This is a genomic window from Streptomyces mobaraensis NBRC 13819 = DSM 40847, from assembly GCF_017916255.1.
Taxonomy (GTDB): Bacteria; Actinomycetota; Actinomycetes; order Streptomycetales; family Streptomycetaceae; genus Streptomyces; species Streptomyces mobaraensis.
In genome coordinates this window covers 3,100,115-3,123,240 of the sequence record NZ_CP072827.1, presented here as the reverse complement: position 1 = coordinate 3,123,240, position 23,126 = coordinate 3,100,115, and the positions used below count along the sequence as shown (strand labels likewise).

General features: G+C 73.7%; 18 protein-coding genes. 12 read left to right on the top strand and 6 right to left on the bottom strand.

The window, feature by feature from the left end:
• The first annotated feature begins 551 nt into the window (after positions 1-551).
• From J7W19_RS13050 to J7W19_RS13030, 5 genes are all read left to right on the top strand, one after another.
• The gene (locus J7W19_RS13050; RefSeq protein WP_004947135.1) at positions 552-1,136 is read left to right on the top strand and encodes a dihydrofolate reductase family protein; all 585 of its coding nucleotides are present in this window, start codon (positions 552-554) and stop codon (positions 1,134-1,136) included.
• Between the two features lie 460 nt (positions 1,137-1,596).
• A complete protein-coding gene (locus tag J7W19_RS13045) occupies positions 1,597-2,193 on the top strand; it encodes a carbonic anhydrase (protein ID WP_004947137.1) in 597 nt (198 codons plus the stop codon).
• A 71-nt stretch (positions 2,194-2,264) separates the two neighbouring features.
• Positions 2,265-3,749 (top strand): SulP family inorganic anion transporter, encoded by a 1,485-nt coding sequence (locus J7W19_RS13040; RefSeq protein ID WP_004947140.1) that lies wholly within the window; start codon positions 2,265-2,267, stop codon positions 3,747-3,749.
• 295 nt (positions 3,750-4,044) lie between these two features.
• Positions 4,045-4,908, top strand: a complete 864-nt coding sequence (locus J7W19_RS13035; RefSeq protein ID WP_004947141.1) for a putative RNA methyltransferase — start codon at positions 4,045-4,047, stop codon at positions 4,906-4,908.
• 195 nt (positions 4,909-5,103) lie between these two features.
• Positions 5,104-6,567, top strand: coding sequence for a hypothetical protein (locus J7W19_RS13030; RefSeq protein WP_004947144.1), 1,464 nt, complete (start codon positions 5,104-5,106; stop codon positions 6,565-6,567).
• A gap of 103 nt (positions 6,568-6,670) precedes the next feature.
• Here the strand turns inward: J7W19_RS13030 and J7W19_RS13025 are convergent, their stop codons facing one another.
• Entirely contained in the window at positions 6,671-8,962 is a 2,292-nt protein-coding gene (locus tag J7W19_RS13025; RefSeq protein ID WP_004947145.1) for an alpha-N-acetylglucosaminidase, read from the bottom strand.
• Positions 8,963-9,275: 313 nt separating this feature from the next.
• Here J7W19_RS13025 and J7W19_RS13020 point away from each other — a divergent pair, with 313 nt between their 5' ends.
• Together J7W19_RS13020 and J7W19_RS13015 are read left to right on the top strand one after the other, a co-directional pair.
• Positions 9,276-9,764: a hypothetical protein gene (locus J7W19_RS13020; RefSeq protein WP_004947149.1), complete on the top strand. Its 489-nt coding sequence runs from the start codon at positions 9,276-9,278 to the stop codon at positions 9,762-9,764.
• 3 nt (positions 9,765-9,767) lie between these two features.
• Positions 9,768-10,997, top strand: coding sequence for a sensor histidine kinase (locus J7W19_RS13015; protein WP_004947151.1), 1,230 nt, complete (start codon positions 9,768-9,770; stop codon positions 10,995-10,997).
• Between the two features lie 320 nt (positions 10,998-11,317).
• Here J7W19_RS13015 and J7W19_RS13010 read toward each other — a convergent pair whose 3' ends face one another.
• Both J7W19_RS13010 and J7W19_RS13005 read right to left on the bottom strand, forming a co-directional pair.
• The gene (locus J7W19_RS13010; protein WP_004953129.1) at positions 11,318-12,295 is read right to left on the bottom strand and encodes an alpha/beta fold hydrolase; all 978 of its coding nucleotides are present in this window, start codon (positions 12,293-12,295) and stop codon (positions 11,318-11,320) included.
• Between the two features lie 110 nt (positions 12,296-12,405).
• The gene (locus J7W19_RS13005) at positions 12,406-12,939 is read right to left on the bottom strand and encodes a GNAT family N-acetyltransferase (RefSeq protein ID WP_004953132.1); all 534 of its coding nucleotides are present in this window, start codon (positions 12,937-12,939) and stop codon (positions 12,406-12,408) included.
• Between the two features lie 66 nt (positions 12,940-13,005).
• On the opposite strand from J7W19_RS13005, the gene J7W19_RS13000 reads away from it, so the two are divergent.
• On the top strand, positions 13,006-13,803 hold the full coding sequence (locus tag J7W19_RS13000; protein WP_004953135.1) for an exodeoxyribonuclease III: 798 nt from the start codon (positions 13,006-13,008) through the stop codon (positions 13,801-13,803).
• Positions 13,804-13,863: 60 nt separating this feature from the next.
• Here J7W19_RS13000 and J7W19_RS12995 read toward each other — a convergent pair whose 3' ends face one another.
• The gene (locus tag J7W19_RS12995; protein WP_233478101.1) at positions 13,864-14,616 is read right to left on the bottom strand and encodes a carbonic anhydrase; all 753 of its coding nucleotides are present in this window, start codon (positions 14,614-14,616) and stop codon (positions 13,864-13,866) included.
• Positions 14,617-15,177: 561 nt separating this feature from the next.
• Positions 15,178-15,954 carry a MerR family transcriptional regulator gene (locus tag J7W19_RS12990; protein ID WP_004953148.1) on the bottom strand — a complete coding sequence of 259 codons (777 nt, stop codon included), beginning with the start codon at positions 15,952-15,954 and terminating at the stop codon, positions 15,178-15,180.
• Between the two features lie 176 nt (positions 15,955-16,130).
• On the opposite strand from J7W19_RS12990, the gene J7W19_RS12985 reads away from it, so the two are divergent.
• From J7W19_RS12985 to J7W19_RS12975, 3 genes are all read left to right on the top strand, one after another.
• A complete protein-coding gene (locus J7W19_RS12985; protein ID WP_004953150.1) occupies positions 16,131-17,651 on the top strand; it encodes a flavin-containing monooxygenase in 1,521 nt (506 codons plus the stop codon).
• Positions 17,648-18,553 carry an SDR family oxidoreductase gene (locus J7W19_RS12980; protein WP_004953153.1) on the top strand — a complete coding sequence of 302 codons (906 nt, stop codon included), beginning with the start codon at positions 17,648-17,650 and terminating at the stop codon, positions 18,551-18,553. Before J7W19_RS12985 ends, J7W19_RS12980 begins: the two co-directional genes overlap by 4 nt.
• A 77-nt stretch (positions 18,554-18,630) precedes the next feature.
• A complete protein-coding gene (locus J7W19_RS12975) occupies positions 18,631-18,807 on the top strand; it encodes a hypothetical protein (protein WP_004953154.1) in 177 nt (58 codons plus the stop codon).
• A gap of 167 nt (positions 18,808-18,974) precedes the next feature.
• Here J7W19_RS12975 and J7W19_RS12970 read toward each other — a convergent pair whose 3' ends face one another.
• On the bottom strand, positions 18,975-22,304 hold the full coding sequence (locus tag J7W19_RS12970) for a S41 family peptidase (protein WP_004953156.1): 3,330 nt from the start codon (positions 22,302-22,304) through the stop codon (positions 18,975-18,977).
• A 160-nt stretch (positions 22,305-22,464) separates the two neighbouring features.
• On the opposite strand from J7W19_RS12970, the gene J7W19_RS12965 reads away from it, so the two are divergent.
• Complete coding sequence (locus tag J7W19_RS12965; protein WP_004953160.1) at positions 22,465-23,064, top strand: TetR/AcrR family transcriptional regulator; 600 nt, start codon at positions 22,465-22,467, stop codon at positions 23,062-23,064.
• Positions 23,065-23,126: the final 62 nt, after the last annotated feature.

The window sequence follows — 23,126 nt, the reverse complement described above, 5'->3', positions numbered from 1 at the left end:
CTCTTTCCCGGCCGTATCTCCGGGTGTTTCCCAGGGAAATCACCGTGTGTATCTCCGGGTGTATCCCCGGGCGTATCTCCGGGTGTATCCCCGCGGATGCTAGTGGGCGGGGGAGGGGCGGGAAAGCGGAAGGTTCAACTGGACAGAAGGGGATGATCCAGGCGCTCGCGGCGCGGAGTCGAAGGATCTTTTCCGTATTCGCCTCGGCCGGGGAGGAGGCGGCGAATCGCGTCGTCCGTGCGGTCGAAAATCGGGTCGAAGGCGGTGTTCCGGTAATTGCCGGGTGATCGATCCGCCGGTGGCGTCAGTTGAACATTCCGGCATGTGGGCGGTGGGCAATTTTTCCGGGGCGGGTCGGTGTCCCGGGCTGTGGGTGCCGGGGTGCACGGGGGTGGCGCTCGCGCCGCCGGTGGGCGGGATCGGCCGGCGGAAAGGTCTTGCGGAACCACTACGACTGAAGCACTATGTGTGGAGTGGTTCGCCTCCCCGGGGGCGGCCGCCCGGCGGCCCGGCCGCCGGAGACACCCGCCGTCCATGAAACGAGGACCCTCTTGCGCAAGCTCACCTACTTCGTCGCCTGCTCGATCGACGGGTTCATCGGCGACCCGAGTGGTGACGCGTCCTCCATGTTCGCCTACGTCGAAGAGGAGTTCCTGGAGTACCTCAAGACCGAGTACCCCGAGACCGTCTCCGCCGAGGGGCGCCGCCTCCTCGGGCTGGAGGGCCTGGAGAACCGGCACTTCGACACCGTCGTCCAGGGGCGCGGCAGCTACCAGCTCGGCCTGGACGCCGGGTTCCCCAGTCCGTACGGGCACCTGCGCGAGTACGTCGCCAGCCGGACCCTGACGGAGCCGCCCCACCCGAACGTGCGGCTGCTGTCCGGGGACATCGCCTCCGCCGTGCGCGAACTCAAGGCGGAGGACGGGGAGAAGGGCATCTGGCTCTGCGGCGGTTCGCAGGTCGCCGGGGAGCTCGCGGACGAGGTGGACGAGCTGGTCATCAAGACCTATCCGCAGATCTACGGTTCCGGCATGCCGATGTTCGGCTCGGACTTCCGGGTGACGGACTTCTCGCTGGATTCGGTGCGCGCCTTCGGTAACGGGGTGCTCGTCAGGAAGTACGTCCGCAAGCGGTGACGGCCCGGGCGGCGATGCCGCCCGCCGTCGGCCGATCGGTCAAGCCACCCCGATTCCGGGGTGGCTTGACCGTGTTTTCGCCGCGTGGCGCTCGTGCCGGCGGCGCTTCGGGGTGTGTGCGCCCCTTTCTCGCCACGCGGTTGTGCGCCCCCGGTGCGCTGGTCCGGGCCGAGCGCCAATTACCTTCCCGAGACGTGGATTTGGCATTCTCTTGACCGGATGCGACGGGTAACGTGGAGGCCAAGGGCTGCTCCACGGGCCCCGGTTCCCCGGCCGTTCAGGGGCGGCGCGTTTGCCCCTGCCCGCTCCCTCGCTCTCCGCGTCGGGGACTCATGACGCGGCATGTCCCGGCATGTCCCGGCGATCCCCCGCCGGGGCCGCCGGCGTCCGACACCCCAGTGCTGACCTTGACCACACCGCGCCCTGCCCGGAAACGGCGGGGCGCAGGAGAAAGGCCACCATGCGGTCCCTGATAGCCAACGCCCGGTCCTTCGCCACCCATGTGTCCGAACGAGCCGACGAGTTCCGCGCCCTGGAATCCGGCCAGCGCCCGGAAGCGCTGTTCATCACCTGCTCCGACTCCCGGGTGGTGCCGTCGCTGATCACCGGAGCCCGGCCCGGTGAGCTGTTCGAGCTGCGCACCGCCGGCAACGTCGTCCCCCCGTACAGCGCCGACCAGCCCACCGGCGAGACGGCGACCGTCGAGTACGCGGTCCGTGTGCTGGGCGTGCGCGACATCGTGGTCTGCGGCCACTCCCACTGCGGCGCCGTACGGGCGCTGGTCGGCGGGGACGACCTGTCCGGCGTGCCGGCCGTGCGGGGCTGGCTGGAGCGGACGGCCGCCCGGCCGGGGGACGGACCGGCGGGGGCCTGGGGGCCCGACCTGGCCGGACCGGTGCAGCGGCACGCGATCGCGCAACTGGAGCGGCTGCGCACCCACCCGTGCGTCGCCGAGCGGATCGCCGACGGGAGCGTCGGGCTGCACGCCTGGTACTACGAGGTGCACACGGGTGCCGTCAGGGAACTCCGGTCCGATGGGCGGTTCCACGTGCTGTGACCCGCGCGTCCGCCCGCCGCCCGGGCGGCGACCATCGGCCCCGTCCCCTCACAGTGCGAGGAACCGCAGTCATGGTCTCGACCCTCAGCAACCTCAAGAACCGTAAGAAGCTCCCGAGCCCCGCCACGTTGCGGCAGGACCTCCTGGCGTCGCTCGTCGTCTTCCTGGTGGCCCTTCCCCTGTGCGTCGGGGTGGCCGTGGCCTCCGGAGTGCCCGCCGAACTCGGCCTGGTCACCGGCATCGTGGGCGGACTGGTCGTCGGCTGTCTGCCTGGCAGCTCCCTCCAGGTCAGCGGTCCGGCCGCCGGGCTGACCGTGCTCGTCCTGGAGGCGGTGCACGAGTTCGGGGCGGGCGCCCTGGGCGCCCTCGTGCTGGCCGCCGGGCTGCTCCAGATCGTCCTGGGGGCACTGCACTTCGGCCGGCTCTTCCGGGCCGTGTCCGTGGCGGTCGTCCAGGGCATGCTCGCCGGCATCGGGCTCGTCCTCCTCTTCGGCCAGCTCTACACCATGGCCGAGGTCCGGCAGCCCCGGTCCGGCGTCGACAAGATCATGGGGATACCGGACCTCATAGCCACCGTGGCGACGGACGCCGACGCCCTCGTCCCCTTCCTCGTGGGCGTGGGCACGATCGCGGTCCTCGTCCTGTGGCGGAAGCTCCCGGCCGGGGCGCGCGCGGTGCCCGCGCCTCTCGTGGCGGTGGCCCTCGCCACGGCCGTCTGCGCCCTGGCCGGGCTCCCCGTGGCCACCGTCGAGGTGCGGGGCATCGCCGAGGCCGTCCGGCCGCCCGGCGCCGACGCCTTCGATGCGCTGGGCAGCGTCGCCGCGCTCGGCACCGTCCTCGCCTTCGCCCTGATCGCCTCCGCGGAGAGCCTGTTCAGCGCCGCGGCGGTGGACCGGATGCACGACGGTCCGAGGACCGCGTACGACAAGGAGCTGATGGCCCAGGGCATCGGCAACACGGTCTGCGGGATGCTGGGCTCGCTGCCCATGACGGCCGTGATCGTGCGGAGTTCGGCCAATGTGCAGGCGGGTGCGCGCACCAAGGCCGCACGCGTCCTGCACGGGATGTGGCTGCTGCTGTTCGCCGCGCTGCTGCCGGCCGCGGTCGGGGTCATCCCGCTGGCCGCGCTGGCGGGCGTCCTCGTGCACGCCGGCTGCAAGCTCGTCCCCGTCCGGCAGATCGTGCCGCTCTGGCGGCAGCACCGGGGCGAGGCGGTGGTGCTGGCGGTCACCGCCGTGGCCATCATCGCCACCAACATGTTCGAGGGCGTGCTCGCCGGGCTGCTGCTGGCGGTCGTCAAGTCCGCCTGGGAGACGTCGCACATCCAGCTCGACGTGCGGGAGTCGGCGGACGGCCGGCTCACGGTCACGGCCGGCGGCAACGCGACGTTCCTCCGGCTGCCCCGGATGCTGGAGACGCTGGAGGCGCTCCCGGAGGACCGGCCCGTGGAGCTCGACCTGTCGCGGCTGCGCCACCTCGACCACGCCTGCCGCACGGTCCTGGAGGCGTGGGCCGAGCAGCGGGGCGCGACGGTCGAGATGGTGACGAAGGTCTGAGCGGCCGTGGGGCACGGGGGAGCGGAACGGCGGTTCGAACGGGCCGTGCTCACCTGGCAGTGCTGTTGAGGGGAGGCGGAAGCCTGGGGACGGAAGGGGGACGGAAGAGTGAGGGGCGGGCGCGCGGTCCAGCGGGGGGCCAGGGAGCCCGTGTTAGCCTCGTGACCATGGCGTTCTCCAGCTGTCCGCAGGTTTCCGGCTGAGGCGGGGTCACGCCCGAGGCGTCGGCCCGGGCCGCCGACGATCCCGACCGTTCCACTGCTGACACGCGGCCCACCGCTGCGGAGGACCACGCATGCCCGCCTTTCCCGTCGCGCCCGAGGCGCGGCTCCGCCTCCTCGACGTCCTGGCCTGTCCGCACTGCGGTGAGCGGCTCGTCCTGGCCGACGGTTCCGTCCGCTGCGCCGGGCGGCACTCGTTCGACGTCGCGCGCCAGGGCTACGTCGGCCTGCTGACCGGCAACATGCGGGCGGGCAGCGCCGACACGGCCGACATGGTGCGGGCCCGGACGGCGTTCCTGGGCGCCGGGCACTACGCCCCGCTGGCCGGGGCCCTGGCCGGGGCCGTCGCGCCGCACTGCCCGGACGGCGGCACACTGCTCGACGCCGGCGCGGGCACCGGGTACTACCTCGCCGCCGCCCTGGACGCGCTGCCGGGCGCCGTCGGGCTGGGGCTCGACGCCTCCAAATACGCGCTGCGGCAGGCGGCCAGGGCACATTCGCGGGCGTGGGCGGCCACGTGGGACGTCTGGCGTCCGCTGCCGGTGCGCGGCGGGTCCGTGGACGTCGTGCTGAACGTCTTCGCGCCGCGCAACGGCGGGGAGTTCCACCGGGTGCTGCGGCCCGGGGGCGCGCTCGTGGTCGTCACGCCGACCGCCCGCCACCTGGCCGGGCTGCGCGAGAGCCTCGGGCTGCTCGCGGTGGACGCGGACAAGGAGGACCGGCTGCGGCGGACGCTCGGCGACCGCTTCGAGGCCGTCGACGCCGGGACGCACGAGCACACCGTCGTCCTCTCGGCGGAGGACGTGATGAACCTGGTGCTGATGGGGCCCAGCGCGCGGCACGTGACGCCGGACGAACTGGGGGAACGGGTCGCCGCGTTGGCGCAGCCGCTGTCGGTCACCGTCTCCTGTCTGGTGTCGGTGTACCGCGCCGTGTGACGGAACGTTCGCTCAAGGGCCGGTCCGGCGGCGGCGCCGTTCGGCGCGGCGTCGGCGCTGTGATGGAGATCATTCGGCGAAGGCCGTCCGACGGATCCCCGGGCCGTGGCGTGCATGACACGATCATGCGGTTCCTTACCAGTGAGTAATCGCAGTCCGTCCCGCTGCCGCGCGGCACGCCCCCGAGGATCCCCATTGCGCAAGCGCCACAAGAGAGTGCTGTTCCCCGCCCTGACCGCCATGTCCCTGGCGGTGGCCGGGTGTTCGTCGTCCGGCTCCGAGGCCGCCGACAAGCCGGACGACCGGGCCGCGGCGCCGGCCGCCGCCCCGGCCGCGCCGCAGGAACAGGAGCTCGCGGTCGCCGCGGCCCCCCTGGGCTCGCGCGCCGCCGCGGTCGCCCCCGGCGCGCCGACCGACCGCCCCTCGGCGGCCCCCCGGCAGCAGCAGGCGCGCACGTCGACGCTCAAGGTGGCCTCCTACGACCGCGCCACCGGACGCGCCGTCATCTCCGGCGTCACCACGGCCAAGCCGGGTACGAAGCCGAGCGCCGCCCCCGGCGCGAAGCCGAGCGGCAAGCCCGGCACCGGACCGGCGGCCCCCGCGAAGACCGTCGCCGTCGGCGACGTCTTCGCCAGCGCACCCACCCCGGGCGCCCCCAACGGCGTCCTGGCCAAGGTCACGAAGGTGGTCGGGACGACGGACAAGGGCCTGGAGGTGCGCACCGCCCCCGCCACCCTCCCGGCGCTCCTCGGCGACGCCAAGGCCGACGGCACCGTGGCCGTCGACCCGTCCGCCGTCCAGGTCAAGCCGCTCGTCCCGGGCGTCAAGGTGTCCTGGGCCAAGCGCGGGAACCTCCACTTCGGGCCGCAGGGCGCGAAGCTGCCCCTGGGCAACCTGCGCGTGGACGTGTCCGCCGCCGTCGCCACCGCCAAGGGCGCCCCCGCCTCGGCCAAGGCGTCGGTCGACGGCTTCGTGCAGCTCGCCCCCGAGGTCGACTTCTCGTACGACGGCCGCGGCACCGACGGCCGCGCGCCCGGCACGGCGTCCCTCGCCCTGGCCGGCGACTGGTCGGCGCAGTGGGCGCTGAAGGGCCGGGCCGCCGCGTCCACGGAGGGCAAGCCGCTGCGCCTGCCGTTCGCCAAGCTGCACGCCGCCCCCGTCGTCCAGGTCGGGCCCGTCCCGGTCGTCGTCAACGCCGACCTCACCTGCTACCTCCAGGTGGACGCCGACGGAAAGATCAGCGTCGATGTGAAGCAGGAGGTCAAGGGCGACTTCCGGGTCGGCGGCTCATACAGCAGGGCCAAGGGCTGGGCCCCCGTCAGCAAGTCGGCGATGAAGGGTTCCCCGGTGCGTGCCACGGTGGCGGCCGGGGGCCGGGTGCGGGCCGCGCTGGGCGCGGAGGCGTCCGTCGGGCTGTACGGCACGGTCGGTGTGACCGGTGACCTGTCGCCGTACCTGCGGGCCGAGGGCGAGGTCACCGCCAAGGCGTCGAGCGACGGGAAGAAGTCGCTGAACGGGAAGTGGGGGGCGTTCGGCGGCGTCGATCTCAACGGCGCGCTCCAGCTCCAGCTGAGGATCTTCGGCACGCCGGTGTTCGAGCGGAAGCTGCCGCTGCCGGGGCTGCACCGGGAGTGGAAGCTCGCCGGGTCCAAGGGCTGACCCGGGTGGGGCCGGGGGGTTGTGCCCCGGCCCTGCTCCTCCGCCGTTTCCTGGGGGCTTCGCCCCGCGGCTTCGCCGCTCGTCCTCAAACGCCGGACGGGCTCTATGTCAGCCGCGCCGCCACCTTCCTGGCCACCGCCACGATGTCGCCCGACGGCTTCGCCGGGTACGCCGGCCGCTTGCGCGTCCAGCGGTCCTCCAGCGCGTACCAGTCGATGGGCTTGGGCTTCCGCCGGGCCGTGAGTGCCGCCTCCAGTTCCGTGAAGTACGTCTTCCAGCGCAGCCGGTACAGGCCGCCGACCAGCCCCGCCCACTCGCGGTTGGCGTAGTCGTGCAGCTTGCCGCCGTCCGCCGAGGCGCGCGGGCCCCAGACGGTCAACAGGGAGACGGCGTCGTGCTCCAGCCGGTCGCGTTCGGCGGCCGTGCCGCCCCAGGCGCGGGCCTCGGCGATCCAGCGGCCGAGCAGGTGGCGTTCGCTGGTGGCGACGGTCTCCTCCAGGAGGGTCATCCAGTCCAGCCACTGCCGGGTCAGCGTGCGGAAGCGGGTCCGGTCGCCCGCGTCGTAGGCGGCCTTGATCCGGGGGAGCAGCAGCCGGCTGCGGTTGCTGACGCACTGCCGGGCGACGTCCGTCAGGTCGCACCGGTACGCCGAACTGCCGCGCAGCGCGGGGGCGACGGCGAGCAGCGCGGGCAGGGCCTCGTCGAAGGCGGCGGCGTCGTAGCGCAGCTGCCGGGGCGACCAGGCGGCGGCACGGTTGACGGCCAGGTCGGGCCGGGCGCCGAAGAGGCCGTCGGCGGCCTCGCTCCAGCCGTCGGCGCGGGTGGTGCCGTAGGCGGTACGGCGCAGGACGTCCCAGGCGCGTCGGGCGTTGGGGTCGGCGGCGCCGTACCGCTGGACGGGCCAGCGCGCGAACCAGTCCTTGAGGTCCAGGCGCCCCTCGGTCCAGGCCAGGTCGGAGAAGAGGGCGAGCGCGGCGGGGTTGTTGTCGGCCGCCTCCGGCATCAGCGCGATGCCGCGCAGCGCGCTGCCCTTCTTGGTGCGCCAGCGGTGGAAGAGGGAGACCCAGTCCTGGGTGTTGGCGCCCATCGCCGTGTGCCCGCCGAAGTTCCAGATGGTGCCGAAGGCGTAGGGGGTGCCGCCCCAGTCCTTCTCCCGGTCGGTGACGCGCGGGTAGTGGTCCGGGATGCCGTCGAGGACGAGCATCTTCGAGCGGTCGACGGCGTCGAGGATCTCCCGCCGGGGGTTGGTCTGCCAGCCGAGGATCGCCCAGGTGGCGTCGGGGTGGGCGGCGCGCAGCGCCTTCTCGACGGCCTTGGCGGCGGCGCCGACGGGGACCGGTCCGGGGGTGCCGCCCTCGTGCAGCAGGTCGATCTTGTACATCGACGAGGCGCCGTAGAGCTCCCGCTGCACCCGGTAGTACGTGCGGGCGACGCGCGCGAAGTGGGCGGTGCGCGGGTCGAGCCAGTCGGGCCGGGGGAAGCCGGCCCAGTCGCCCTGTGGAACGGTACGGGCGCCCTTGTTGCGGCGGGTGAAGTCGGGCGGGACGGTACCGGCGTAACCGGGGAGGACGGGGGTGATGCCGAGCTCGCGCAGCCGGCGCGTGATCCGCTGCGCCAGGGCGGTCCGGCGGTCGAGGAGGGCGCGGGAGACGGGTCCGCCGAAGGCGCTCATGTTCTGCATGAGCCACCAGGGCTGGTGGGCGGGGCCGGGAACCCAAGTCCGGACTTCCGCGTCGGTGTAACCGTGTTCGATGAACGTTCGACGGTAGACCGCGTCGGCGCCCGTGTAGACCAGCACCTCGTTGAAGCCGTGCAGGGCGAGGACGTCGATCTCGCGTTCCCAGTAGGCCCAGTCCCGGTAGGGCCCGGTGTAGCCGTCGTTCGTGTCGTTGAGCGCGAAGCGGTGGCGGACGTTCGCCTCGGCGGCGATGGCCCCGCGGACGGCGGGGAGCGTGGCGGGCAGGGCGGTCCGCTCGCCGCTCCAGGAGAAATGCGCGTGGGCGACGTCCCGCAGGTAGCGGTGGAAGCCGGTGAGCTGGACGGCCGGGGTGCTGCCCTCGACGAGGAGGTGCCCGGCCCGGCCGGTGACCCGGTAGACGTCCGCGCCGGAGCGGCGGGGCACGGTGCGGAACGTGACCTGGCGGTGGTGGCGGGGGAGGAGGCGGGCCAGCGCCGCGGCAGCGGCGCTTCCGGAGGCTCCGCCCCCGGCGGCTCCGCTTCCGTCGGATGCCGACCGCGCGTCCGGACCCGCCCGTCTGCCGGGCGCGGCCGGAACCCCCGAGGAGTCGGGGGGCGGCTGCGCGGTCGCCGCGGCCTCCCCGGAGGAGGCGCCGAGAGCGCCGAGCGCGGCGGAGCCGGCCAGGGCGCCGAGGACCGAGCGACGGGCGATGTGCATGAGTGACCTCCGAGGCAGCTGCGGCTACCGGCCTGGACCACTTGAGCGCCGAGATCCTATGAGCCCACGACTGCCGAACGTCAAGAGCGCCCTGGGCGATTCAGTCACACCGGTAACATTTACTGCGAATGGCCTCTTTCGGGCCGGTGGTCCGCCCCTCGTTCGGCGCCTTCCGGCGGCCGCCCCGGTCGCCGGGCCTGTCGTGTCCGTTGCCTCCCCGCTTTCCGTCCCTTCCCTGTCGCCCCTGAGACCTTCCCTGTCGCCCCCGAGGAACCTCCCGCCCCCGCGCCCCCTCCCGTACCCGAGGAACGCCGTGCGACGACTCGGTGCCGTCTCCGGCATCCTCACGCTCCTCGTCACCGGCCTGTCCGGCGGGCTGCTCACGGGCTGTTCGGAGCCCGGCGGGCTGGAGGTGAGCGGTCCCGCGCCGACGCCGGCGCCCGTCACCCTGCCCGTGCACGTCAGCGAGGGCCCCGGCCGGCCTGTGGTCAGCCGCCCGGCGACGTTCGAGATCACCGGGGTCGTACGGCTCACCCGGCTGCGCTGGCGGTCCTGGGGCGGGCCGGTCGCCGAGGCGGCCGGCACGGTCACCGGTCCGTGGTGCGCCGCGGCCTGCGGGGACCGGCCGCGCGAGGCCCGTGTCCAATTCTCCGGACGCATAGGGCAGGATCGTCACTCCTACTACAGCCGGGTCTCCGTCCTCGTCGACGGGCTCCCGCCCGAGCAGCACAACGGGCTGCGTGATCTGCGGCTCTTCGTACCGGAGCGTCAGCCGCGAGCGTCGGCCGTCGAGGAGCCTTGATCCATGGGACTGCGAACGAAGATCGGGGCGGCGATCACCGTCACCGCCGCGCTCGTCGCCGTCCTCATCGGGTTCGTCGTCCACCACCGGACGGGCGTCAACCAGCTCGCGACGGCCCGCGAGAGCATCGACGCACGGCTGGCCAACGCCGTCGACGACCACGCGGCGGGCATCGACCGGCAGCACACCCTCGTCAACCCCGACGGCATGCCGGCCCCGCTGCGCGAGGCGGCGGAGCACGGCAAGCGCGCCACCTACCTGGACCGGAGCGGCCGGGAACCGGTGCTGTGGGCGGCCACCCGGGTCGGCGACGACATGATCGCCCTCAAGCGGCCCTACCGCCGCGAGACCCGCAACCTGGAGGACCTCGACGACGTCCTGTGGGCGGCCGGCGGCCTGGGCACCGCGTTCTCCGGCATCGTCGGCGTCGGCCTGGCGACGTTCGCCGGCCGCCGGCTGAACGCCTCCGCCCGCATCGCCGAGCGCATCGCCGACGGCGACCTCACGGCCCGGCTCCGGCCGCGCGGCGGCAAGGACGAGATCGCCCGGCTGACCATCGCCGTCAACACCATGGCCGACGCGCTCGCCGCCCGCCTCCAGGCCGAGCGGGAGGTGACCGCCAACATCGCGCACGAACTGCGCACTCCCGTGGCCGGACTGGTCGCCGCGGCGGCCCTGCTGCCGCCCGGCCGGCCTGCTGAGATGGTCCAGGAACGGGCCCGGCGGGTGCACACCCTCATGGAGGACGTCCTGGAGGTGGCCCGGCTGGACGCGGACGCCGAACGGGTCGAGACCGACGTCCGCGCCCTCGGCGACCTCGCCCGCCGAGCGGCCGGTGCCGCGGCCGGGCCGGACGGTACGGCGGCGGAGGTGCGGGTGGTGCGCGACTGCCTGGTGGAGACGGACGCGCGGCGCGTCGAACGCATACTGACCAACCTCGTCACCAACGCCTTCCGGCACGGCGCCGAGCCCGTCGTCGCCGAGGTGGACGGCGGCGTCATCCGCGTCCGCGACGGCGGTCCCGGCTTCCCCGAGCCCCTCCTGGCCCACGGCCCCCAGCGCTTCCGTACGGAATCCGGCGCCGGTCTCGGCCTCGGACTGACGATCGCCGCGGGCCAGGCGCGGGTGCTGGGCGCTCCGCTGACCTTCGCCAACCGGCCGGAGGGCGGGGCGGAGGCGGTGCTGGACCTGCGGGGGGCGGTGCGGGGGCCGGCGGAGCCGGGGCCGGGGTAGTGGGGGCGGTCCCATGTCCCGGAGCCGGGTTGCCGCCGGGGCCCCGGCGGCAACCCGGCTCCGGGACATGGGATGCCGATCCGGGCTTCAGGCCGGGCCGGTGGCTGTCCCGACCGCCGATTGCCGACGACCGCTGCCCGGCGGCTCAGGGCGCGCGTAAGGGGCGAGGGTGGCCGCGTCATGCGGTGCTGCCGCGCCACGCCCGGCCGTCCGTCCGGCTGCCCGGCTGAGCGGCCACCCACCCGTCCGGCCGTCCGCCCGTCCGTCCGCCCGTCCGGCCGCCCGGCTGGTCGGCCAAGGCCCGCTGGGCGCCCCTGCCGTCACGGCTCCTCGGGCAGGCTCCCCAGGAAGTCCAGCAGGGCGGAGTTGACCTCGTCCGGCCGCTCCTGCTGCGTCCAGTGACCGCAGCCCGGAAGGATCAGGCTGCGGTGCAGACCGGGCAGCACCTCGGGCAGCGCGGGCAGCAGTTCGTCCATGCCGGGGAAGGCCATCACCAGGTCGCGGTCGCCCGTCACATAGAGCGCCGGGACCTCGATGACCCGGCTGTCGAAGGGGGCCATCAGCTCCCAGCTGCGGTCGATGTTGCGGTACCAGTTGAGGCCGCCGGTGAACGCCCGCTCCCCGTGCCGGGCGTACTCGCCGGTGAAGACCTCGATGTCCGCCTCGGTCAGCCAGCCGGGCAGCCGCTCGGGCTCCGGCATGGTGGCCAGTGAGGCTCCGCGCTCGGCCACCACGCCCATGGGGGTGGGGCTGTCGCCCGAGGCGGCGGTCAGCAGGCGGCGGAAGCTGCCGGCGATATCGGCGGCGTACTCGGCGTCGGCGACGCCCGGTTCCTGGAAGCGGAGCTGGTAGAAGTCCTCACCCAGCTTCGCGCGCATCTCGCTCAGCGGCCGGAGCGTGCCGCGCGGGGTCGGCGGGACGCTCAGCCCGGCCACGCCGCGGACGAGGTCCGGGCGGAGCAGGGCGGTGCTCCAGGCGACGGGCGCGCCCCAGTCGTGTCCGACGACCACGGCCCGCCGCTCGCCCAGGGCGTGGATCAGGCCGACCACGTCACCGGTCAGGTGCAGCATGGTGTAGGCGTCGATGCGCTCCGGCTGGTCGCTGCGGGCGTAGCCGCGCTGGTCGGGTGCCACCACCCGGTAGCCGGCCTCGGCCAGTGGCCCGAACTGGTGCCGCCACGAGTACCAGCACTCGGGGAAGCCGTGCAGCAGGAGGACCAGTGGGCCCTCGCCCTGTTCCGCGATGTGCAGTCTGACGCCGTTCACCTCGACGTGGCGGTGGTCGATCGCGTCGGTCATGCGTACCTCCTGGCGGCTGTGGGCCGGTGGTGCCGTACGCGCTCACCCTAGGACCGCCTGAAAGCAACGGGGTTGCGGGGACCCGTTACCGCCGGGAGCGGTCAGGGCCCCTAGCGGACGGCGCCGCCGGTCCCCGTCCCGACGGCGGACGGGACAGCCCCGCGCCGCAGCGGCTTGGTGAAGCAGCGGCTCGCCTCGTACTCCCGGTAGAAGCCGAACTTCCGCTCCGCCGGCGCGTAGCCGCTCGACGTGTAGAGGGCGATCGCCTCCGGCTGCTCCGTCCCGGTCTCCAGGACCATCCGCACCCGGCCCGCCGCCCGCGCGTCCTCCTCCAGCAGCGCGAGGATCCGCCGCGCCAGCCCGCGCCCCCGCGCGGCCGGCACCACGTACATCCGCTTGAGCTCGGCGTCGCCGTCCGCGTACCCCTCGTCGTTGCGGTCCTGCGCGCGCCAGCCGCCGGTGGCCACGGGGGTGCCGTCGTCCTCGTACGCGATGAGATATAGGCCACGCGGCGGGGCGAAGTGCGCGGGCTCCAAGGGGGTGAGGTCGCCCTCGTCGCCGTAGCGCGCCTGGTACTCCAGTTGCACTTCATCGCTGAGTTTCACGGCGTCCGGATGGCCGAAGGACACGGGCAGAATCCGCATCCCGCGATCGTACGATCACCTGGCCGGGGGTGACAGGGGCGCCCGCAAAGTCGGTATCGTTCCGGAATGCTCTCCCTGACTGTGACGTCCGTGAACGTGAACGGCCTGCGCGCCGCCGCCAAGAAGGGCTTCGTGGAGTGGCTGGCGGCGACCGACGCCGACGTCGTCTGCCTCCAGGAAGTCCGCGCCGAGCCGCAGCAGCTCCCCGACGAGGTGCGCGAGCCCGAGGGCTGGCACGCCTTCCACGCGCCCGCCGCGGCCAAGGGCCGGGCCGGCGTCTCCGTCTACTCCCGGCGCGAGCCCGACGCCGTACGGGTCGGATTCGGCTCCGCCGAGTTCGACGGCACCGGCCGCTACCTGGAGATCGACCTCCCGGGCGTCACCGTCGCCAGCCTCTACCTGCCCTCGGGCGAGGTGGGCACCGAGCGGCAGGACGAGAAGGAGCGCTTCATGGACGCGTTCCTCCCCTACCTCGTCTCCCTGAAGGCCCGCGCCGCGGCGGACGGCCGCGAGGTCCTCGTCTGCGGCGACTGGAACATCGCCCACCAGGAGGCCGACCTCAAGAACTGGAAGGCCAACCGCAAGAGCGCCGGCTTCCTCCCCGAGGAGCGCGCCTGGCTCACCAAGGTCTTCGAGGAGTACGTGGACGTCGTCCGCGCCAAGCACCCCGACGTCGCCGGCCCCTACTCCTGGTGGTCCTACCGCGGCCGCGCCTTCGACAACGACTCCGGCTGGCGCATCGACTACCACGTCGCGACCCCGGGCCTCGCGCAGCGGGCGCTCAAGGCACACGTGGAGCGGGCGGCCTCGCACGCGGAACGGTGGAGCGACCATGCGCCGGTGACGGTGGTGTACGGGGGGTAGCCCGGCCCCGGCCCGGCGGGAGGGCCTCGTCGGCGGGGCTTCCCCCCGTGCGGGCCGGGTTCAGGAGGGGGCGCCGGCCAGGACGTCCACCGTGCCGGTGTCGAGCGAGTAGTAGGCGCCGACCACGGCGAGGAGACCCTTCTTCACGAGAGGGGCGAGGTCCTGGTTGGAACGCAGGCCGGCGGCGGTCAGCTCGACCTGGGCACGGGCCATGGTCTCGACCGGGTCGGCGCCGCCCTCCCGGACCGCCCGGTCGTACGCCGGCCGCAGGGCGTCGACGATCGCCTGCAGGTTGCCGGGCAGCGGTTTGCCGTCGCGGAGGGACTCGTACGCCGCCTTGACGGCGCCGCAGCGCTGGTGCCCGAGGACGACGACGAGCGGAGTGCCGCTGGTCATGGGCCCGTACTCGACGGAACCGGTGACCACCGGGCCGACCGCCTCTCCGCCCGTACGCATCACGTAGAGATCGCCCAGCCCGGTGTCGAAGAGCAGCTCGGGCGGCACTCGGGAGTCGATGCACGAGAGGATCGCGCCGAAGGGCTCCTGCGTGAGGCTCACCAGCTGACGCCGGTCCGGGTCGCGGTCGGGGTGGCGCAGGTTTCCGCTCACCCAGCGCTTGTTGCCCTCCATCAGCCTCGCGAACGCCGCGGCGGGCGTGGTGGGGCTCGGTTGCGGACTCGCGCTCGGGCTCGGTGACGTGTCGGCCGGCGCTGAGGAGGCCCTCGGTGAGGAGCACCCCGCGAGCACGGCGGCGGCGCTCGCGAGCCCGCCGGCGAGCAGCGCCCTGCGGTTCGGATGTCCCGCTCTGTCCATCGGCCGTCGTTCCCCTCGATGTCGCCCGGATCCCTCTCCGGCGTCTTGACCAGGGCAATGGTTCAGCCCGGCGGGGGTGACGCGGAGCAGGCGCGAGCGGGTCGGCATGACGTTGCCTCGGACGGCCCACCGGGTGGGTGCGGCCATGATCACTCGGGAGGGCGGCTGGGCGCTGCGGTCGGCCGGGCTCACGGTGTGCCCCCTCCCAGCGCTCCCAGCCCTTCCGGCGCGGCAACTCGACGCCCTGCCGGACGCCGGCGCGCTCCCACTCGGCCGCCTGCCCACGCATCACACACAGTGCCTGCGGATCGGGCATTTTCTGGAGCGGCGCTCTGCGTCTTATTTGGGGTAACGGGCCGGTTCGGTGCAGACCGTTCACGATCTCGTGGGGTCGTCACGGCGGAGGGAAGCACTGAAGTACGGGTGGCTCGGCGTGACCGCGCCCTTCACGCTCGTCTGGGAGCACTCGGACGTCGCTCGGCGCGCTCTCGGGCGACGGTTGTCGCCGCAAGGGGAGGAGTACAGCCTCTTCGAGGCGGCTTTGGAGGTCCTGGAAGAGTTTCACGTGGAGGTCGTGCCGCGGTGAGTCGCGTCCTCCCGTGGGGCGGTGTCCTGGGTCCAGGTGTCGGCGTTGGCTCTTATGTGGCGGTCCATGGCCATGGAGACCTCCGCGTCGACCACCGTCTGGGAGACCGGGCGCAGTTGTTCCAGGGTGCGTACCGTGTGCTCGGGGCGGGCGTGGGTGCGGATGAGGTCGGCGAAGATTTCGGCCAGGGCGTCGGCGTGGGCTCGGACGCGGCGGCCCGCTTCCAGGACGGCCGACAAGGGGACGCCGGCGCGGACGAGTTCGGTCGACGCGTCCAGGAGGCGGCGGCTGACGTGGACGAACTCCTCGCCGTCCACGGCGAGGTAGCCGATGTCGAGCGCGGCGGCGAGGTTCTCGGCCGTGACCTGGCCCGCGAAGGTGTCCGCCAGTTCCTCCGCGCCCAGGCGGACCGGGGTCTCGCGGGACCAAGGGGTGGGTGACGCGCCGTCCAGGCCGAGCAGTTCGGCCACGTCCCGGCCGCCCTCGAAGGCGGCCAGGAGGTCCGCGATGCCGCCCAGGGTGTGGCCGCGCTCCAGGAGGGCGGTGATGGTGCGGAGGCGGGTGAGGTGGGTGCCGTCGTACCAGGCGATGCGGCCCTCCCGGCGCGGCGGCGGGACGAGTCCGCGCTCGCGGTAGAAGCGCAGCGTGCGGACGGTGATGCCCGCCTCGCGGGCGAGGTCGGCCATCCGGTACTCGCGCTTCCCGGGGGTGGTGTCCCGTCCCCCGGCTCCCTCGGTCTCGTCGGTGCTCACGCGGGCAGCGTAGGGCCTTCCCGGCTCGGGGAGGCGGGCCGAAAGGGGGCCCCGGCGACTGCAACCGGCGGTAACTTCCTTGTGCCGCACCCCTACCGCTCGGTACGGCGTCCCCCTACGCTCGCACCGTGCCAGCAATCACTGGCACGATGCGTCGCGATCCGGGAGGCAGCGGAATGGCCGAGCACGTGCGCGTGGCGGTGATCGGGTCCGGGTTCGGGGGGCTGGGGGCGGCCGTGCGGCTCCGGCGGGAGGGGGTGACGGACTTCGTCGTCCTGGAACGGGCCGACGCGATCGGCGGGACCTGGCGGGACAACACCTATCCCGGGTGTGCCTGCGATGTCCCGTCGCATCTCTATTCCTTCTCCTTCGCGCCCAACCCCGAGTGGCCGCGCAACTTCTCGGGGCAGCCGCACATACGGGCCTACCTGGAACGCGTCACCGACACCTACGGGCTCCGGCCGCACCTCCGGCTGAACTCCGAGGTCAGGTCGGCGCGGTGGGACGCCGAGCGGATGCGCTGGGAGCTGGACACCGCCTCCGGGGCGTACACCGCCGACGTCGTCGTCTCCGCCACCGGGCCGCTCTCCGACCCGCGGCTGCCGGAGATCCCCGGGCTGGACGCGTTCCCCGGGCCCGTCTTCCACTCCGCCCGCTGGGACCACGGCGTCGACCTGCGCGGCAAGCGCGTCGCCGTGGTCGGTACCGGGGCGTCGGCGATCCAGATCGTCCCCGCGATCCAGCCGGAGGTCTCCCGGCTCACCCTCTTCCAGCGCACCCCGGCCTGGGTGCTGCCCCGGGCCGACCGGCGGATCACCGGCGTGGAGCGGTGGCTGCACGGCAAGGTGCCGGCGACGCGGGCCGCCCGGCGCGGGATGCTGTGGGGGATACGGGAGTTGCAGGTGGGGGCGTTCACCAAGCGGCCGGACCGGCTCGGTTTCGTCGAGGCGGTCGCCAAGGCGCACCTGCGCCGCGCCGTGAAGGACCCGGAGCTGCGCGCCCGGCTCACCCCCGACTACCGCATCGGCTGCAAGCGGATCCTGCTCTCCAACGACTACTACCCGGCGTTGACCAGGGCGAACGTCGATGTCGTGGCGTCCGGGCTGGCCGAGGTGCGCGGGTCCGGGCTGGTCGCCGCCGACGGGACGCGGGTCGAGGCCGACGCGCTCGTCTTCGGCACCGGGTTCCGGGTGACCGACATGCCGATCGCCCGGCGGATCACCGGTGCCGACGGCGTGACGCTCGCCGAGACGTGGAAGGACGGCATGGCCGCGCTGCGCGGCACCACCGCCGCCGGGTTCCCCAACCTCCTCTTCATCATCGGGCCCAACACCGGCCTCGGGAACAGCTCGATGATCCTGATGATCGAGTCGCAGCTGAACTACCTGGCCGACTTCCTCCGGCAACTCGACGTCCTCGGCGGCCGGACCGCGCTCGTCGCCCGGCCGTCCGCCGTCAACGCCTGGAACCGCGGCATCCAGCGGCGGATGGAGCGGACCGTGTGGAACACCGGTGGGTGCGACAGCTGGTACCTCGACTCCGAAGGCCGTAACACCACCGCCTGGCCGGGTACGACCGCCGAGTTCCGCCGGGTCACCCGGCGGGTGGACCTCCAGGAGTACCAGGTGCTGCGGGAACCGCGACGGCCTCGTACGCAGGCCCCGGCGGGGCTGGGCGAAGGGGCGGTGGCGCGATGAGCGCGGCGTACCGCCGGAGCGGCCTCGCCGGGCAGGTCGTCGTCGTGACGGGCGCGGCCCGTGGGGTGGGGGAGTCCCTGGCCCGCAAGCTGTCGGCGCGAGGGGCGCGGCTCGCCCTCGTCGGGCTGGAGCCGGACGAACTGCGCCGCGTGGCGGGCGGGTTGCGGACGGACGTGGGGTGCTGGACCGCCGACGTCACCGACCAGGAGGCCATGGAGCGGGTCGCCCACGAGGCCCGGGCGCGCTTCGGGCGGATCGACACCGTCGTCGCCAATGCCGGTGTCGCCGCCGGCGGTCCCTTCGACGGCTGCGACTTCGCCGTCTGGCGGCGGGTCGTCGAGGTCAACCTGATCGGCTCCGCCGTCACCGGCCGCGCCTTCCTGCCGGCCCTCCTGGACAGCCGCGGCTACCTGTTGCAGATCGCCTCGTTCGCCGCGGTCGCGCCCGCGCCGATGATGACCGCGTACTGCGCGTCCAAGGCGGGAGCGGAGGCGTACGCGCACGGGTTGCGCGCCGAGGTCGGGCACCGGGGCGTACGTGTCGGCGTGGGGTATCTGAGCTGGACGGAGACCGACATGGTGCGCGGCGCCGACGAGAACGCCGTGATGCGGGAGATGCGGCGGCGGCTGCCGTGGCCGGCGAACCGGACGTACCCGCTCGATCCGGCCGTCGAGCGGCTGGTGGCGGGCATCGAGCGGCGCTCGGCGCACGTGTACGCCCAGGGGTGGCTGCGCGGCGCCCAGTCGGTGCGGGCGGCGCTGCCCGGGCTGATCGCGTTCGGGGCGCGGCGCGAGATGCGGCGGTTCGGGCCCCGGCTGGCCTCGGCGAGGACGCCGGGGCTGCTGGGGGCGGGAGGGGCCGCCGATGCCGCCGGGCGCCGCGTGAGTACGGAGGGTCACTGATCGACATGCGATGGGTGACGGTGCGTGTGAGGCTGGTTCCGGCCCGATCACACGATCTTCCCGAGGAGTGAACACGCATGGGCATCAAGGACGAGATGCAGGGCAAGGCTCAGCAGGCCAAGCAGAAGGCGCAGCAGGCCAAGGAGCAGGCCCAGCAGCGGGGGCAGCAGGCGCAGGACCGGGTGAAGGGGAAGCAGGAGCAGGGGCGGCAGACGTCGATCGACGACATCCAGGATGATCTCGGCGATCGCTGACGTGGCCGGTTGAAGCGGTCCCGCTTCGGCTGAGGGGCGCGCCCTGTGTGCAGGGCGCGCCCCCTTGTGGTTTGTGCCCCTGTCCCGCCCCTTCCCGTTTCTCGCGGGGGCTGCGCCCCCGCACCCCCGAGCGCACCTGCGGTGCGCGTCCTCAAGCGCCGGACGGGCTAAGTACGCGGCGGGAGTTCCGGCCGGGCGCGGTTCGGGACGGCGGTGTAGTCCGGTGGGGTGGTCGCGCCGTGGCGTTCCAGGAGGTCCAGGGCCAGCCGGACCGCGTCGTCGAGTTGCTTGTGGCGGCCCTCGGCCCAGTCCACCGGTGTCCGGTCCACCTCGATGTCCGGCTCCACGCCGTGGTTCTCGACGTCCCAGCCGTACGCGTCGAACCAGGCGGCGTTCATCGGCACGGTGATCGCCGTCCCGTCCCCGAGCCGGTGCCGGCCCGTCATGCCGATGACGCCGCCCCAGGTGCGCAGGCCCACGACCGGTCCGATGCCCTGGAGCTTGAACGCGGCGGTGATCATGTCGCCGTCGGAGGACGTCATCTCGTCGGCGATGGCGACGACCGGGCCGCGCGGCGCGTTGGAGGCGTAACTCACCGGCTGCGCGCCCCGGGTGAGGTCCCAGCCGATGATCGTGCGGGTGAGCTTCTCCACGACCAGTTCGCTGATGTTGCCGCCCGCGTTGCCGCGGACGTCCACGATGAGGGCGGGCCGGGACATCTCCATCCGCAGGTCGCGGTTGAACTGGGCCCAGCCGGAGCCGCCCATGTCGGGGATGTGCAGGTAGCCGCATTTGCCGCCGCTCAGTTCGCGGACGACCGCGCGGCGCTTGGCCACCCAGTCCTGGTAGCGGAGCGGGCGTTCGTCGACCAGCGGCACCACCGCCACCCGGCGGGCCGGTCCCTCGCCCTCCGCCGGGGCGAAGGTCAGCTCGACGGTGGTCCCCCCGGCCGCGGCCAGCAGCGGGTACGGGCCGGTGACCGGGTCGACCGGCCGGCCGTCCACGTGCGTCAGGACGGCGCCCTCGCGGATGCCCGAACCGGCCAGCGGGGAGCGGGCCTTGGAGTCCGACGAGTCGCCGGGCAGGATGCGGCGTACCGCCCAGCGGCCGTCCTTGAGCCGGACGAGGTTGGCGCCGAGGAGGCCGATGGCGCGCTGGTAGTGCGGCGGTCCCTCGTTGCGGCGGGAGCCGATGACGTACGCGTGGGAGGTGCCCAGTTCGCCCAGCACCTCGCGGAGCAGGTCGGCGAAGTCGTCGGGGGAGGCGACGCGTTCGACCAGCGGACGGTACTGCTCCAGGATCGCGTCCCAGTCGACGCCTCCCATGCCGGGCTCCCAGAAGTAGGACCGGACGATCCGGCCCGCCTCCGCGTACGCCTGCCGCCACTCGGCGGCCGGGTCCACCTCGTGCAGGATGCGGCGCATGTCGATGTGGACGACGGAGTCGGGGTCCCCGGACTCGGTGGCGGGCACGGCCCGCAGGTCGCCCTCGTCGTTGACGACGAGGCGGGATCCGTCGCCGCTGACCTCGAACCAGTCGAGGGACGCGGTCAGTTCGGTGCGCTTGGCCTTGCACAGGTCGAAGTGTTCGAGCGTGGGGCGGCCGGAGGTGTCGGCGGGGTTGGCGAAGGTCTCGCCGAGGGCGCCGGAGATGGGCCAGCGCAGCCACACCAGTCCGCCGCCGTGCACCGGGCGGAGGTGCGAGTACTTGGAGGCGGCCACCGGGAACGGCGTCACACGGTTCTCCAGTCCCTCCGTCTCCACGGTCAGCGGCCCCCCGGTCTCCGCGCCGGCCGTGTCGCTGACGTCCAGCCCGCCCCCGGCCGGCCGCCCCTCCGCCGTCAGCGCGAACGGCGAGGGGGTCGCCGAGGAGAGCGGGACGAGGTAGGGGCGGCAGCCCAGTGGGAACGACAGGTCGCCGGTGTGCACGTCGTACACCGGGTCGAAGCCACGCCAGGAGAGGAAGGCGAGGTAGCGGCCGTCGCGGGTGAAGACCGGTTGTTCGTCCTCGAAGCGGCCGTTGGTGACGTCCACGACCATCCGGTCGGAGAGGCGCGCGATCTTGATCTGCCGCAGCGAGCGGCCGATGCCCGGGTGGGACCAGGTCAGCCAGCCGGAGTCGGGGGAGAAGGCCAGGTCGCGGACGGGGCCGTTGTCGGAGCGGACGAGTTCGCCGACCTCGGAGGGGCCGCTGACTTCCGCCGAGCCGCCTTCCCCCGCCGGTTCGCCCTCCGGCGCGCTGTCCGATGTGTCCACCAGCAGCAGCCGTCCGTCGTGCGCCGCGATCGCCAGCCGCGAGCCGTCCGGGGAGGACAGCATCTCGTGCACCCGCCCGATCCGCCCCGCCGCCAGCCGCCGGTGCTCCCCCGCCGTCGCCGCGCTCGGCAGCCGGGCGATCTCGACGGCGTCCTCGCCCTCCGCGTCGGTGACGTACGCGACCCGGCCCGTCGAGCCGAGCATCTCGGGCAGCCGGACCCGGACGCCCGGGGTGTCGGCGATGGCCCGCGCCGGACCGTCGCGGTGGGTCAGCCAGTAGAGGCTGCCGCGCACCTGGACGGCGCTGGCCCGGCCCGTGGTGTCCACGGCCAGCGCGTCGACGTGCGAGGCGGCCTGCACCTGGTACGTGCGCCGCCCGGCGCGCGGACCGCCGAGCCGGAGGTCCAGCCGGTGCGGGACGGCGTCCGGGCCGAGGTCGTCCACCAGCCACAGGTCGCCCGCGCACTGGTAGACGACCCGGCTGCCGTCGGTGGAGGCGTGCCGGGCGTAGAAGTCGGCATGGTCGGTGTGGCGGCGCAGGTCGGTGCCGTCGGGGCGGCAGGAGTAGAGGTTGGCGACGCCCTCGTGGTCGGAGAGGAACGCGACCCGGTCGCCGACGAACATCACCGCGTCCAGGTGGCCGTTCAGCTCCGGTACCAGCCGCTTCTCCATCAGCCACAGCCGTCCCATGGCCCCGCCCCGGTACCGCTTCCAGGAGGCCGGCTCGTGCGGCGGTTTGCCGGTGAGCAGCAGCGTCTCGCCGGGCGCGTCGCCGGGGCCGTGCCCGCCGCGCATCGCGATGTCGGACACCGGGCCCCACGGCAGGCGGAGGCCGGGGCTGCCGTCGGTCGGCAGCCGGTAGGCCCAGGAGAAGTACGAGAAGGGCTGGCCGTGGGAGGAGACGGCGAGGATGTCGCTGCCGCCGTCGCGGCCCGGCGGCGTCCAGCCGCAGACCCGGGCGTCGGTACTGCCCCAGTAGGACAGTCTGCGGGCCGGGCCGCCGTCCACGGGGACGAGGTGCACCTCGGGGTCGAGGCTGCGCCAGCTGGTGAAGGCGATCCGGGTGCCGTCGGGGGAGAACCGCGGGTGGCCCAGCCGGGTGCGGTCGACGGTCAGCCGCCACGCGCGGTCCTTGCCGCCGTCCGCCCCCGGCAGCGGGGACAGCCACAGGTCGTCCTCCGCGACGAAACAGAGCAGATCGCCGTGGAGATGGGGGTACCTCAGGTAGGCATCGCTCACCACTTCATGGTTTCCACCGTTCGGCGCACCGGCAACCCGGGCCGGGACGCGCGCCGCGCGTGACGCACACCACGGTCGAAACGGCGTCGTTTCGTTAAGGGCGGCCGTACCCTCGTACTGTACGAAACCGTTTCGTTCAGTTGAGACTCGGAGGAGGTGCGGCATGCCCGAGGAACCCGCGGCGCCGCCGGTCCGCCGCACCCGGCTCACGCCGGAACGCGAGGCGGAGCTCTACGAGGCCGTCCTGGCGATCCTCCGCGAGGTCGGCTACGAGGCGCTGACCATGGACGCCGTGGCGGCCCGCACCCGGTCGAGCAAGGCGACCCTCTACCGCCAGTGGAAGGGCAAGCCGGAGCTGGTGGCGAGCGCGCTGCGGCACACCAAGCCGATTACGGTCGCGGACATCGACACCGGGACCCTGCGGGGCGACCTGCTGGCCCTGACGGCCTGCGCGGACCCCGAGCAGATGGAGCGGGACGCGGCTCTGATGCGGGGCCTCGGACACGCCGTCCACTGCAACCCCGACCTCCACCGTGCCCTGCGGGAGCTGCTGATCGAACCCGAGAAGGCGGCGCTCCGGCTGCTGCTCGACCGGGCCGTGGCACGCGGGGAGATCCCCGCCGACACCCCCGCGATGGAGTTCGTCGCGCACACCGTGCTCGGCGCCTTCATCACCCGCCCGCTGATCGAGGACCGGCCGGCGGACACCGCCTACCTCGCCCGCTTCATCGACGCCGTGGTGCTCCCCGCCCTCGGCTGCTGAGCCCCGGCTCGTATCCCCCCACACCGCGGTCCCCACCGCGGCAACCCGAACCCCTACCGATC